The sequence below is a fragment of the Cyanobacterium stanieri LEGE 03274 genome, from assembly GCF_015207825.1.
GTDB classification, from domain to species: domain Bacteria; phylum Cyanobacteriota; class Cyanobacteriia; order Cyanobacteriales; family Cyanobacteriaceae; genus Cyanobacterium; species Cyanobacterium stanieri_B.
The window spans coordinates 127,077-140,921 of record NZ_JADEWC010000005.1; the positions used below are offsets into that span (position 1 = coordinate 127,077).

Below are 13,845 nucleotides of genomic sequence, written 5' to 3' on the forward strand. Positions count from 1 at the left end.
ATCCCTAACTCAAATTAAAATATTAACGATAATCTGGGCTTTGAATATCCCTCAAACGGGCTTCAGGGCGCAAAAATCTGTCTAGTTGTTGCTCATAAAATTGACGATTTTTTAATAAATGCTCTGGGTTTTCATCATCTAAAGGATGACAAGTAGCCGTGCGTAAGGCTTGAATTACCGCAGAAGTTACATTGTACATCGAGCGCTGGAAAGTTACCCCCAATTGAATCAACATATCTTCCTCTCCTCGGCAATGTTGACGGTAATAATCCACCAGATAAGGGGGCAAGAAATGTAACATATCATCCATCAATAGGGTGGGAGGAATACCAGCGCCCCCTACGGGAAACACATCCGCATATAAGATACCATAATGAAAGTCTTTTTGATCCTGTGGTACTTGACGGGCTTGGGCATTATAGGATTTTGTACCACGGAAAGGAGAAGTACGATAAAACACTGACTCCACATAGGGCAAAGCCGCATCATTCAACCAGTTAAAACCTTTACTTTTGGGAATGATTTCGTAACACTTGCCACCGATATAGGCATGGTGATAAATAGGGCGACTTGCCACGGCAAAAATACCATTAACCAAAAAGTCCATGGCTTCTTTTACAGTGGTCATTTTTCCTTCATCATATAAATCAGACATTTCCAAGAATACAGGACACATTACCTCCCAAAATAAGCCTAAATTGGAATAATAAGATAGTTGTTTTACTTGTTCCAAAAACATATCAGGAAATAGCTTATATATACCTAACATAACAGGGTTAGATTTAAAATATGCCTTAATAGCTATATCCGCATTATTGCGATATTCTTCTGTGTCTAAATAAGCATCAAACCCCCCCATATTCATATCTTTTCCATGCCAAAACATCGCTCTCATACAGGCTTCTGCAAATTCCATATTAATGCGATCGTGCAATAAATGATGGAATAACTTTGGCATTTTGGTAGTCTTACCCTTATTCATAAATTCTAGTAACTCTGGGTGCGCTGATGCCTTTCCTCGCCATACTGGTAAGTCTGCATTTTCCCCCGCATAATGGTTAGGTAAATCTAAATATTCTTTAGATATAAAGTATTTAAAAAAGGGAAAAGGATTAAGAAAAACTTTCTCGGCAATATATAATAAATCACGCCAATAAAAGTCCATGGGAATGGCATAGGCTTTATAAATACCGATAATTTGTTTGAGGTTTTCTGGGGTATCGGGTAACATGGATTGCCCTGCCTCTAAGCGATGGACAATTTCAGCAAAGGGATGATTGGATGGTGGTAATTTAGTTTGGTTAATAGTATTCATGGTTATTTTTCTGGTTATTTTTTTATAATGTTTTGGTTAAGGTGGGCAATGGAGAATAGGCAATGGGCAATTGTTTTATATGATTTTGCCTCCTAAATCCCCCAATTTTGGGGGACTTTTTACCTTTAATTAAGGTGTGCTAAACAAATCGCAGAAGTATTAGGAATTTTCAGTATTTTTATACGGAAAAAATAACCTTTTTTTGACTACAATAAATATGATTACACTATGAGTACAACAGGAAGATTGTACAACTTAATAATTGTCAATTGTCCATTATCTCAGCATGGTTAACCAAGTGGGATTGATACCGAAAAAGACAATCAAGACGGTTAAAACTAGGGCGGGAATTCTTTCGCTAAACCTTACCTTGGGTAAATAACCTGTGCTATTTTCCATACGCCCAAAAAATACTTGGTTTAACAGAATGACAAAGTAAACAGCGGTTAAACCCGTGGCAATAAGACAGATAAGAGTATAAATGGGAAATACGGCAAAACTACCTTGGAAGGTAAGAAATTCGCCCACAAAGCCCACCATTCCGGGGATTCCTGCACTTGCCATAACGGCGGTAATCATCAAACCGCCCACAAAAGGTAAACCTCGATAGGGATTCATTAAACCATGGAGTTGTTTTATATCACGGGTATTGGTTTTGTCTTCGAGGATTCCTGCAAGATGGAATAGGAGGGCGACGATTAAACCATGGGCAAACATTTGAGTAATTGCCCCCACGATGGATAAGTCGGTAGCGGCGGCTATGGCTAAAACGACAAAGTTGATATGGGCAATGGAAGCATAGGCTATCATCTTCTTGATGTCGGTTTGGGAGATGGCAATAAGAGAAGCGTAAATGGCACTAATGACGGCAAGGATGGCAATGTAGGGGGTAATATTTACCCAGGCATCGGGAAAAAGTCTTAAGCCGAAACGAATTAAGCCGTAAGTGCCTAGTTTGGAAACGATGCCCCCTAATAGCATGGATACTGGGGTTGATGACTCGGTGTAGGCATCGGGTAGCCATGTATGAAGGGGAATAATGGGAATTTTGATGGCGAAGCCGATAACAATGGCGACGAGGATAATGATTTGTTTGGCGAAGGGGAGAAGATTGGTTTGGATGTTGTTGTAGTCGAAACTGTTGATGTCGCTAAGGAATACTAGGGCGAGGAATCCTGTTAATACGAAGATACCTGAAAAGGCGGTATAAAGTAAATATTTTGTTCCTGCGTAGCTTCCTTTTTTGTCTCCCCAGATGGATATTAATAGATAAATGGGTACTAATTTTACTTCGTAGAAGATGAAAAATAGGAGTAGGTTTTGGGCGATTAATGCACCATTGACGCAGGAGGCGAGGAGTAAAATCAGGATGTAATATAAGGTGGGTTTGGTAAGGGGTTTTGTGCCTGATTCACTGTTATAGATGGCGAGGGTGATTAAAAGACAGTTTAATATTACTAGGGGTAATGATAAACCATCGATCGCACTTACATAGTTTAAGCCAATAAAGGGCAACCATTGATAGGTATGTTCATATTGTAATTGACTGGTGGAATAGTCAAAGTTATAACCAATATAAAGGCTAATTGCTAAGGTAATAAGGGCAGAAATTAGGGCGATCTTTTTACTTTGTTTTCCCTTGAATATGTTTGCTGAAATTCCAAGGGCGATCGCCCCTATTATGGGTGTTAATACTAATAAGTCAAGCATTTTATTAATGGATAATAGATAATGGATAATGGATAATGGATAATGGATAATGGATAATTAGGGCAAAAAAGAATTTACAGATAATCATTAAGCATCGAAAACTATTCCCTGTTCCCTGTTCCCCGTTTCCTCATCCTACATTGATAAACCAAAGATAAGGGCAACAAATACTAATCCTAAAAGGATAGAAAAAATATATAACTGAGACTGTCCAGAGGTACTATATTTCAAACTTTGTCCTCCTAAAAGGGTAGTAAATCCTACTAAGTTAACAGCCCCATCTACAATATATTTATCACACCAATTAGCCACCTTTGCTGTAAAGTTTACAAGGGCAATAATTGTTACTTTATAGATGTCTTGAATATATAAATCATTGGCAAATAACTTTTGAATAGACTCAGGGATTGATTTAACAACAGAATCTGAAGATTTTTTACCATAGATAATAGCAGAAGACACAATACCTATGATAGTCAAAATAGTTAAAACTATTCCTTCATTCAAATTTAATCCTATTAGATTAAACTGATCAAAAATTAACGGTAAATGTAAAGCATAACCCATTAAAATCATCATGGGAATTATCATCGCCCACAATACTTCCGGGCTACGCATAGACATTTGTTTTCTGGCACCCAAAAATACAAGGCAAAAAACCCTCGTAAGACTAAAAGCCGTTAAACAATTCACCAGCGCCACGATTACCATCAAAGGCGTACTTACTTCCATTCCTAAACGACTTAATATCCAAAATCCGCCAAAGGGTGGCATAGAAGTTAACGCAACCATACCCACTAATAAACCAATACCACAAAAAGGACGGGAAGACCATAAACCACCCAATTGGGTAACATCTTGGGTGATACTATTGAGGATAATCGCCCCCATACTTGTATATAACAGTGCCATGGCGATCGCATATACCACAATCAACAGTAAAGCAGTTTGAGGATGGTTAGTACCTACCGCAATAAACACTAAGCCCATATAAGCACTTACAGTATAAGATAAGATTCTTTTTAGGTCAACCTGTGCGATCGCAATTAAACTAGCTAATACCGCCGTTAAACTTCCAATAAATAAAACCGCCTCCGAAGCCATAGGAGACAACGCCAACACGGGCTGTAATTGAATCAACACATAAGCGCCTGTGGCTACCACGATAGAATTACGTAAAATGGAAGCAGGTAAAGGCCCCTCCATCGCCTCATCAAGCCATAACTGTAAGGGAATCTGCGCACACTTTGCCAAAGGACCTGCAATCAAACCAAAACATAGTATAGTGATAAAAGTAGGGTTAACATTAGCCGTTTGCGCCCAGATACCCAAATCAGTGTAATTCCAAGTTTTTGAGAAAGGATACAAAGCAATCACACTCATTAATAGTAGAATATCTCCTACCCTTTTTGTCCAAAAAGCATCCCTCGCCCCAGACACTACCAAAGGTTGGGCAAACCAAAAACCTACCAATAAATAAGTACCAAGGGTAAGGATTTCCAGATATACATAACTAAAAAATAGAGAATTACATAAAGCCAAGCCCCCCATTCCCGCCTCAAAAAATCCCATCAAGGCGAAAAATCTAGCCCAACTCCAATCCATCTCTAAATATCCCACCGCATATAGCTGCGATAAAACATTTAACCCCGTAATCAACACCAAAGCGCCCACACTAACCGCAGATACCCGTATATCAAAAGAAATAGTTAAATCTGCCGCCTGTAACCAAGTAAAACGAATATCTTGAGGAGGAATATCCCAGATTTCATACAACGCAATCACGCTATGCAAAAAAGCAAAAGATGTCATCAACAAATTAACATACCCCGCAGGGCGTGAGCCAGTTTGTCGAATAATACCAGGTGACCACAATAACGCTACAATTCCTCCTATGAGGGTATAGCAAGGGATAAACCAAATAGTCTCCTTGAAAAAGTCCATGATTTTAATAGTTATACAGTTTTAAAAAAATACTCAAAGATTTTTTTTCGTAAGGGTTTTAATATCACCCATCACAAAACAGATATAATTTTGCTTACTGCCTTTTAATATCTCATAAATGAAGCAAAAATAATATAATTAAATAAATCTAAATCAATTTAAAATTATGGTTAGCATTCGGAGTAGAGAATTTAGGTATTTGGTTTCTGTATTTTAAAAACTAAACTACTTAAACCTTAATGGTTATAAAATACTATTTATAACTTCCTCCTTTTCTCCTCCTCAACAAAGCCCTAATTATTTCATGAGAAAAATAATTAACCATGATTATGGGCTAAAGTTAATTGCTTATCTGCAGTATAGTTGATACTTTCTTTAAGTAAATATTCTAAGAAAGTTCTTGCTACTACCGATAACTTTTTCCCAGATAAATAGGTAACATACCAACTTTCTTGGACTGGAAAATTTTTGACATCTAAAATAGATAATTCATCATAACAACTAGATGTTAAAGTATGCTTAGAAAGTACAGAAAGCCCCAAACCGCCTATGATAGCTTGTTTAATAGCTTCATTACTACCTAACTCTAAACGTACTCGAATATTTAATTTATGATCGTCAAAAATTTGTTGAATTACATTCCTTGTATTAGAACCCACCTCCCTTAAAATAAAAGGAAAAGATTCTAATTCCTTAAGAGAAATATTTTTTTTATTACTTAAAATATGATTTCTTGGTGCTACCACCACTAAAGGATTATCCAAGAAAATATGTCTTTCTAAATCTACATCTTCAGGAGGTTTACTGAGGATATATAAATCATCTTTATTTTCCAACATTCTCTCATGAATTTGTTGATGATTTGTCACTTGTAAAGACACATCTATATGGGGATAAAGTTGGCAAAAAGAGCCCAATAAACGAGGAATAAAATATTTTCCCGTGGTTACGACTGTTAAACATAATTTTCCTTCTTTTACACCTTTTAAGTCTGCCACTGTCATTTCAAAATTATTTAGTCTTGCAAAAATATCATGGCAAGTATTCAATAATTCTTCCCCCGCATTAGTAAGATAAAGTTGTTTGCCTATTTGCTCAAACAATGGTAATCCTACCGTTTGAGTTAGCTGTTTTATCTGACTAGATACGGTTGGTTGTTTAATTGACAATTCTTCCGCTGCCTTAGTGAAACTTTGTAAACGAGCAACGGTTTCAAAGACTTCTAACTGGTGTAAGGTGGCATGAATCAAAATAACCCTCCAAGCCTTCGATAGTATAAGTCAATGATAATAGTTACGATAGATTTTTGTCAATGGTTATTGGTTTCTGATAGATTTTTGTTCATGATACTATTAATTTAAAAAAATAATATCCCTTTTATTTGTATCAACTTAGGATAATTTGTTATAAGTAGGTTGTATCCTGGCCCGGCCGTGTAATTCATTACTCTACCCCCCTGCCCTCACTATCCTAATTTTTGATTAAACTTTAATTGTTTCTGGTTAATTATCAACTAATTTTCTGTTTTTGAATGGATTTTATCTAAAATATCTTTTACTAAAATTTCTTTGACAATAATTTGAGAAATAATAGTGAGAGGTAATGCTAAAAATAAACCTAATACTCCTAATAAACTACCGAAAAAAACTTCTCCAATAATGATATTTGCAGGGGATAATATCACTCTATTTTTTCTTATTTTTGGTAAGATAGCATATTCGATAACCTGATATATTATTATATAAAATAATAAAATAAACCACGGTTTCCATGATGATGTGATAAAGGCGATCGCCACGGGAGATATAACACTAATACTAGGGCCAATGTAAGGAATTAGAACAAGAAAACCAGCCAATAAACTTTGTACAGAAACTAGGGGAATACCAAAAATAAATAAAACAAAAGAACTTAAAATAATAGCACTAAAAATCCTAATTAAAGTATCCGTTAACCACTCCTGTAAATCCCTTTCACAATAGACCAAAATCTTATCCATACGAGAACGATAAAATTGAGGAAATAAACGAATAAATCCACTACGATAAGGCAAAGGATCTACTAATATCATTAAACTCAAAGCTAAGAGTAATAAACTACTTAATAATAAACCTAAAAATCCTGAAACAATTGTAAATCCTCTACTAACTAACTCATTTAAAATAGGTCTTAATTGAGCCAAAATTTGGTCTAAATTAGGTAAAGCATTAACAACATCTAAAGAAAGACTATCCCTTAAATTGTTTAACTCTAAAATTAACTTATCAATTCCCTTCGGAACTAACTTAGACAATTCCTCAAACTGTGTTACCAAAGAAGGAACAACCAAACTACCAAACAAAAAAATTACTGCCAAAAGGGAAAAAATAGCTACCCCCACAGCATATTTTCTCTTAACTCCAAAACGCCTAATTTGTACCACCAAAATATTAAGACTAATGGCAATAACCACCGCCGTTAAAGCCAACAAAAGTAATTGTTTTACCTGCCAAATAATATAAATTAAAATAATGACTAGGGAAAAACTTACCCACTTTGCAAAATTCATGGCAATCAACCTTTATTAATAGTTCGATAACCCAAAACCACAAAAACTATAATAGTAGGAGTAAAAACAATGGGTAAAGCTAAATATGTTTGACTAATAAGATTAAAATTACTCAAAATGTATTTAATAAAAAATGAGATAATCCCAGAAATTATAAATACTTTCAAAATAAAAAAAAAGGAGTTATTAAACGTCATAATTGGGGCAAAGTAATAATAAACCTAGTCAAACATAACACGATCAAACCACATCAAATTAGTTTAATTTTTTCTTAATAAACGCCACTAACTGATTCATTTGTTTCTTCAACTTATCTACTTCTCCTTCTAAATGGGCAATTCTAGCATTTAACTTAGCCACCTCAGCACTATCACCAGAAGGCGTAGCAACCGCCGATTGTTGAGGGGCAGACTGTTGCAACACCTGAGCCAATTTTTTAGAGCGCTCCATGGCATCCCGAATCCCTTGCACCAACTGTTTTTGGTCAAAAGGTTTTTCTAAAAAAGCAAAATATTCAAAAGGTTCGGGAATTTTATCAGTTACTTCATCTTTTCTCCCAGACATTAACAACAGAGGAATAGAGCGAAGTTCGGGACTTTTTTGGATTTCCTGATACACATCCCAACCGCTCATTTTAGGTAAGAAAAAATCTAACATAATTATTTGCGGATTAGCAGTTTTTAACAACTCCATACCCTGTAACCCATCCTTTGCCTCCACCACCTCAAACTTACCAGGGGGTAACATATCCTTTACAGTACGTCTAATAACCATACTGTCATCAATCACCACAATTGTACGATTTGACACAATAATTGAACTCCTTTTTTTGATAGCTACGTTCAAACTTTATTAAGTTTATCAAAAACCAGAGCGACAAAACACAATTAAATCATTGACTATTTAACTTTGAGGGTGGTTGCCCTTGCTATATAATAGCCACTGACTAACCACCAACCTACTAAATATTAAAAATCATATAGTAATGACTACTCGTGTAATTATCGTTCGTCATGGGCAAAGTAGCTACAATGCACAAAGAATGATTCAAGGGCGCTGTGATGAATCCGTTATCACCGAGAAAGGGCGACAACAAGCAGATTTACTAGCCCAAACCCTCAGTAAAGTAAACTTTGCCGGTTTTTATAGTAGCCCCCTCCAAAGGGCAAGGGAAACCGCAGATATTATCAGACAAGCAAATGAGCATAATCCTAGTTTGACAGTATTAGAAAAACTAAGGGAAATTAACTTACCCCTATGGGAAAAATGGAAAAAGGAAGATGTTAAACAACAATTTCCTGAGGAATATAAAACATGGAAAGAAAAGCCCCATGAGTTGAAAATGGCAGTAGATGGAAAAGAATTTTATCCCGTGTTAGATTTATATGCCCAAGCACAAGAGTTTTGGCGAGTGATTATCCCTAAACATCAGGGAGAAACTATTTTTATTGCTGCCCACAATGGCATTAATCGTTGTTTAATTATGACTGCTTTGGGTATTCCTCCCAGTCATTACCATAGTATTCAACAGTCTAATTGTTGTATTAATGTTCTTAATTTTACAGGTAATTTTGGAGATGCTGTTCAATTAGAATCCTTAAATCAAACCGCCCATCTAGGCATTCCTATCCCCGATTTTCGTCCCCACGAAGGGGCGGTATTAAGATTATTATTAGTACGCCATGGGGAAACAGAATGGAATCGAATGTCTCGTTTTCAGGGGGTGAAGGATATTGCCCTTAATGATAACGGCAGAAATCAAGCTAGGAAGGCGGGGGAATTTTTGAAGGATGTATCTATTGATTTTGGGGTAACTAGCCCCCTTTCTCGCCCGAAGGAGACGGCAGAAATTATTTTACAACATCATCCTGAGGTTAATTTAACTACGAAAAAAGATTTAGAAGAAATTTCCCATGGTTTGTGGGAAGGTAAGTTAGAAGCTGAAATTGAGGCAGATTACCCCGGTTTATTGCAACAGTGGAAGGATAAACCTGAAACGGTGCAGATGCCCGAGGGAGAAAATTTACAGCAGGTATGGGATAGGGCTATTGATGCTTGGCAGGAAGTGGTTAAGGAAAATTTGGATACTAATCATAGTAAGACGGGTATTGTGGTAGCCCATGATGCTATCAATAAGGTGATTATTTGTCATCTGTTGGGGTTACAGGCGAGTAATTTTTGGAACATTAAGCAGGGTAATGGCGCTGTGACGGTGGTGGATTATCCTCAAGGGGTTGATGGTATGCCCGTTTTACAGGCAATTAATTTAACTAATCATTTGGGTGGTGTGTTTGATCAAACCGCCGCAGGGGCGCTTTAATTAACCTGAGTTCAGGATAAAATTTATAGTCTTGTAAAGGCGTGAATAATTGACAATTGACAATTGACAATGAATAATTGAACTATTTTACCCTTACTCCCCATCCCCTCCACTCCTCATCTCCTGCAACGTGTACGGACGTACCATGGTACGTCCCCTACCATACTGACAAATCGCGAACTGAGGTTATCTTAATTCACCAACGCCGATTATCTTTCCCCGACTTTCACAACTAAACCCTTTTTTTTGCCAAGCATTGAGATTAACTTCCGAAAGTTTGATTACTTTGTTACAGGGGGGATTAATTAGTTGTCCAACCCATGCCCATAAAAAACTACGGGTTATATCCAATGTCGTTTTTAAATCATTTTCATGGTTACCAGGAATCCCATCCACTTCAGGAATACCATTGACATCTACGGCAATTCCTTGAGCCATTAAACTAATTTTTGCCATAATTCCTGCACGGGGAAGATGGGTATCAGAAGTTATCATTTCTACTTTTTTTACGCCCCAGCTTTTGAGGATGGGAATGGAGAAAAAAAAGTTTCCAAAGGTGGAGTCGGCACAAGTTTCTAACCAAGTATTATCAAGTGTTGCCCCTTCCCTTTGAAAAATAAAAAAGATACAGGGATCATCTGAGCCTTTGGAAATAATAATGGGGATATGAGGGTTAATGGTGGCGATTTGAGCAATATATATTTCCCTAGTAATACTTCCTCCTAAGACTAAATAAGCGTCTATGGGATGATTGAGGTTGTTTAGGGCATTAAAGATATGGTACATGCCACGAAGGCTGATAATAGTAAGGATTCCTACGAAAAGGAATGAAACTATTTTTAACCATCGCTTTAATGAAGAATTATTTTTTTTAACTCCAATCCTCTTGCTCATTTCCTGTTTGTTTTTTGCCGTATATTTTCCCTTGGGCGTGTAATGTTCGTACGTGGGAGAATAGTTGTTCTTCGGTTATGTCCCATTGTTGTAGGATGACATCTAAATCCCGTTGAATATCCCTTGCCCCTGGAAAGTTGTGATAACGAATTCTTAATCGTGCCACTTCTGCCATGTGATAATCGGTTTTGCCTTCTACAAAAATTTTTTGGATAATTACTCTGTCAATGTGGGCTTGGGGATGTTGTTGATCTTGAATCATCAATTTTCCGTTAATAAAGCTCTACCTCTTTGCCAAAGGTCAATTCTAGTATTGAATGAACCTGTTGCCAGGATACGACTGTCGGGGCTAAAAATTAAGGTTTGTACCCAATCTCGATTATAGGGAATAAAAGCTAGTTCTGTGGTGGAATAAAAATCCCAAATTCTGATGCCGTCATTACCTCCACTGGCGAGGGTTGAACCATCGGGGGATAGGGCTATGGTGCGGATGCGATCGCCATGTAACCCAAATTCGGCAGTCTGTTGACGAGTATTTAAATCCCAAACTTTAACGCTTCTTTCTTGGCTACTGGTAATCAGGCTTTTGCCGTCGGGGGTAAAAATTAATCCTGTTATCTGGCTACGGTGGGGGTTAAATTCCCTAATTTTTCGGGCGGTGGTTAAATCCCAAAGGGTGACTTTTCCTGAACCATTACCACTGGCGAGGATTCTTCCTTCTGGGTGAATGGCAAGGCTATAGGTGGGGTTACCCACACTATTTAATATATATGATAGTCTTCTAAATTCTAAATTCCAAACCCTAATGCCGTCTAATGCTCCACTCACAAGGGTTTTACTGTCGGGGCTAATGGCGATCGCCATTACATTATTAGCATGGCTCAATAAACTGGTTTCATGTTCCCCTGTTTCCCCATCCCAAATGCGTATATCGGAGGCTTTACCCGTGGTAACGATGGTTTTGCCGTCGGGGCTATATAAGAGGTTACTAATGGCTGAACCATGGGCCCTCTGATGCTGAAATTGTTCTCCTGTTTGTACATTCCAAAATCTCATACGAGGATCGTTGTAACTACCCACACTGACAAGGTTTTTGCCATGGGGAGCAAATGCCAATCCATAGACGGGGGATGTGTGATGGTTTAAACTGCGTAATAAACTTAAATCTCGCCAACTGTTCCTAATATCATTAATATCAGGGTTACGATAATAATATGTTTCCGTGTTGTCTTGGTTTGGCTCTGATTGGGCTTGATTTTTTGGGATTAAAAGAATGTTCCATGAGAAAATAAGGAGCAAAAATAGGGATAATTTGGTAAACTTCATGGCATTTCCCAGTAATTGATAATGGTTGCATTGAAATTTCATTTTACCTAACAATTGTCCTTTGGATTAGATATGATGATTGTGATTGACAGATAGTTGGTTACGTTTATACTTAGGTAGTAATATATAGTCTCAAACTCCGAATGGAGAATCCAAACAACATGACTAATCTCATTGATAAATCCACGGTTTTTACCCATACTGAGTCGGTAAATAAACCTAGTTCCCGAATTTCTCAGGCTTGGAAAGTAGCCCCCAATGTTTTTTCTAGTTTTCGCTTTGCCTGGGCTGGGGTAATTTATACTTTCAAAACCCAACGTAACTTCCGTATTCACACGGCGATCGCCCTTTTAGCCTTATCATCAGGATTAATAGTTCACGTCACCATGGTAAAAATGGCCATCCTTGCCCTTACTTGTGCCTTAGTGATGATTTTAGAACTATTAAATACTGCCATCGAAGCGGTGGTAGATTTAACGGTGGGTACACAATATCATCAAGGGGCAAAAATTGCTAAAGACTGTGCCGCCGGTGCAGTGTTAGTTAGTGCCATTGCCTCGGTGTTTCAGGGCAAACGCATACTAAAGATTTATGAGAAAGTGGTATGGTAAATATCATTGAGGAAATTAATTACCGTGAATTCTCAGACTGGTCAGAAATCATACTTGTGGAAACATTTTGAAAATATTGAAGATCCACGAACCAGTTATTTAATTGAACATAAATTAGTTGATATTGTAGCATTAACAATTCTGGCGGTCATTTGTGGTGCCGACTCTTGGGTAGAAATTGAAGAATATGGTAAAAGTAAACAATCTTGGCTAGAAACGTTTCTTGAACTGCCCAATGGTATTCCTTCTCATGATACTATCGCTCGATTATTTGCTCGTCTATGTCCAAAGCAATTACAATCAGCTTTCTTGGATTGGATTAATCATATTGCTCAAGTGACACAAGGAGAAATAATAGCCATCGATGGTAAAACATTACGACACTCTTATGATTCGAGTCAAAATCAAAGTGCCATTCACATGGTAAGTGCTTGGGCTAGCAATAATAACTTGGTTTTGGGACAGTTAAAAGTGGAAGATAAATCCAATGAAATTACGGCAATTCCTAAATTATTGGCGGTTTTAGAACTCAATGGTTGTATTGTGACCATTGATGCAATGGGGTGTCAAAAGGACATAGGGAAAAGGATTATAGAGAAAGGGGGAGACTATATTCTGAGCCTCAAAGGCAATCAAGGTAATTTATTTGAGGATGTAAAACAATTATCTGATTGGGCATTGAAAAATAATTATCAACAAATCATCAATGAAAAATATGAAACCATAGAAAAGAATCATGGTCGAATTGAAAAACGTCGTTACTGGTTGATGAATTCGGTGGCAGATTTCATCGATAGTGAAAAATGGGTGGGGTTAAAAACTATCGGAATAGTGGAATCAGAAAGAAAAATTTTAGGGCAAAAAGCCACATTGGAAAGAAGGTACTACTTAACGAGTTTAGATCATGGAGTAGAAACGTTCGCCCGAGGAATAAGAAGTCATTGGGGAATAGAGAATAAATTACACTGGTGTTTAGATGTGGGGTTTAGGGAGGATGAAAGTAGAATCAGAAAAGGCAATAGTAGTGAAAATATGGCAGTCATTAGGCATATCGCTTTAAATTTGTTGAATAAGGAAAAGAGTTGTTCTCGAGGTAAAAAGGCAAAACGACTTAAGGCAGGATGGGACAATGATTACTTATTTAAGATTTTGTCGGCTTAAGTATGCGTTTGCCCTG

The 13,845-nt window shown here is 37.1% G+C and carries 12 protein-coding genes; 3 read left to right on the forward strand and 9 right to left on the reverse strand.

Going from position 1 to position 13,845, the window contains the following annotated elements:
* Positions 1-22: 22 nt before the first annotated feature.
* From IQ215_RS03950 to IQ215_RS03975, 6 genes are all read right to left on the reverse strand, one after another.
* Positions 23-1,315, reverse strand: a complete 1,293-nt coding sequence (locus IQ215_RS03950) for a CO2 hydration protein (RefSeq protein ID WP_193800020.1) — start codon at positions 1,313-1,315, stop codon at positions 23-25.
* A 276-nt stretch (positions 1,316-1,591) separates the two neighbouring features.
* Positions 1,592-3,025, reverse strand: coding sequence for an NADH-quinone oxidoreductase subunit M (locus IQ215_RS03955; protein WP_193800021.1), 1,434 nt, complete (start codon positions 3,023-3,025; stop codon positions 1,592-1,594).
* Positions 3,026-3,160: 135 nt separating this feature from the next.
* The gene (locus IQ215_RS03960) at positions 3,161-4,972 is read right to left on the reverse strand and encodes an NAD(P)H-quinone oxidoreductase subunit F (RefSeq protein WP_193800040.1); all 1,812 of its coding nucleotides are present in this window, start codon (positions 4,970-4,972) and stop codon (positions 3,161-3,163) included.
* A gap of 314 nt (positions 4,973-5,286) precedes the next feature.
* Positions 5,287-6,219 carry a LysR family transcriptional regulator gene (locus IQ215_RS03965; RefSeq protein WP_193800022.1) on the reverse strand — a complete coding sequence of 311 codons (933 nt, stop codon included), beginning with the start codon at positions 6,217-6,219 and terminating at the stop codon, positions 5,287-5,289.
* A 263-nt stretch (positions 6,220-6,482) separates the two neighbouring features.
* Positions 6,483-7,517, reverse strand: coding sequence for an AI-2E family transporter (locus IQ215_RS03970; RefSeq protein ID WP_193800023.1), 1,035 nt, complete (start codon positions 7,515-7,517; stop codon positions 6,483-6,485).
* A gap of 255 nt (positions 7,518-7,772) precedes the next feature.
* On the reverse strand, positions 7,773-8,327 hold the full coding sequence (locus IQ215_RS03975) for a response regulator (protein ID WP_193800024.1): 555 nt from the start codon (positions 8,325-8,327) through the stop codon (positions 7,773-7,775).
* Positions 8,328-8,502: 175 nt separating this feature from the next.
* Between IQ215_RS03975 and IQ215_RS03980 the strand changes: the two genes are divergently transcribed.
* Complete coding sequence (locus tag IQ215_RS03980) at positions 8,503-9,837, forward strand: histidine phosphatase family protein (protein ID WP_193800025.1); 1,335 nt, start codon at positions 8,503-8,505, stop codon at positions 9,835-9,837.
* 186 nt (positions 9,838-10,023) lie between these two features.
* Here IQ215_RS03980 and IQ215_RS03985 read toward each other — a convergent pair whose 3' ends face one another.
* Genes IQ215_RS03985 through IQ215_RS03995 form a run of 3 tightly spaced genes read right to left on the reverse strand, consistent with a single transcriptional unit; the run spans position 10,024 to position 12,057 of the window.
* Complete coding sequence (locus IQ215_RS03985; RefSeq protein ID WP_193800026.1) at positions 10,024-10,731, reverse strand: YdcF family protein; 708 nt, start codon at positions 10,729-10,731, stop codon at positions 10,024-10,026.
* The gene (locus IQ215_RS03990) at positions 10,709-10,993 is read right to left on the reverse strand and encodes a DUF3288 family protein (RefSeq protein ID WP_193800027.1); all 285 of its coding nucleotides are present in this window, start codon (positions 10,991-10,993) and stop codon (positions 10,709-10,711) included. Before IQ215_RS03990 ends, IQ215_RS03985 begins: the two co-directional genes overlap by 23 nt.
* The gene (locus IQ215_RS03995) at positions 10,993-12,057 is read right to left on the reverse strand and encodes a WD40 repeat domain-containing protein (protein ID WP_193800028.1); all 1,065 of its coding nucleotides are present in this window, start codon (positions 12,055-12,057) and stop codon (positions 10,993-10,995) included. Before IQ215_RS03995 ends, IQ215_RS03990 begins: the two co-directional genes overlap by 1 nt.
* 161 nt (positions 12,058-12,218) lie before the next feature.
* On the opposite strand from IQ215_RS03995, the gene IQ215_RS04000 reads away from it, so the two are divergent.
* Both IQ215_RS04000 and IQ215_RS04005 read left to right on the forward strand, forming a co-directional pair.
* On the forward strand, positions 12,219-12,668 hold the full coding sequence (locus tag IQ215_RS04000) for a diacylglycerol kinase family protein (RefSeq protein ID WP_193800029.1): 450 nt from the start codon (positions 12,219-12,221) through the stop codon (positions 12,666-12,668).
* 54 nt (positions 12,669-12,722) lie between these two features.
* Positions 12,723-13,829, forward strand: a complete 1,107-nt coding sequence (locus IQ215_RS04005) for an ISAs1 family transposase (RefSeq protein ID WP_206688501.1) — start codon at positions 12,723-12,725, stop codon at positions 13,827-13,829.
* The last annotated feature ends 16 nt before the right edge of the window (positions 13,830-13,845 follow it).

Coding starts and splice junctions, on each gene's coding strand:
- IQ215_RS03950 (WP_193800020.1), bottom strand. CDS start 1,315: ATGAATACTATTAACCAAACTAAATTACCACCATCCAATCATCCCTTT.
- IQ215_RS03955 (WP_193800021.1), bottom strand. CDS start 3,025: ATGCTTGACTTATTAGTATTAACACCCATAATAGGGGCGATCGCCCTT.
- IQ215_RS03970 (WP_193800023.1), bottom strand. CDS start 7,517: ATGAATTTTGCAAAGTGGGTAAGTTTTTCCCTAGTCATTATTTTAATT.
- IQ215_RS03980 (WP_193800025.1), top strand. CDS start 8,503: ATGACTACTCGTGTAATTATCGTTCGTCATGGGCAAAGTAGCTACAAT.
- IQ215_RS03985 (WP_193800026.1), bottom strand. CDS start 10,731: ATGAGCAAGAGGATTGGAGTTAAAAAAAATAATTCTTCATTAAAGCGA.
- IQ215_RS03990 (WP_193800027.1), bottom strand. CDS start 10,993: ATGATTCAAGATCAACAACATCCCCAAGCCCACATTGACAGAGTAATT.
- IQ215_RS03995 (WP_193800028.1), bottom strand. CDS start 12,057: ATGAAGTTTACCAAATTATCCCTATTTTTGCTCCTTATTTTCTCATGG.
- IQ215_RS04000 (WP_193800029.1), top strand. CDS start 12,219: ATGACTAATCTCATTGATAAATCCACGGTTTTTACCCATACTGAGTCG.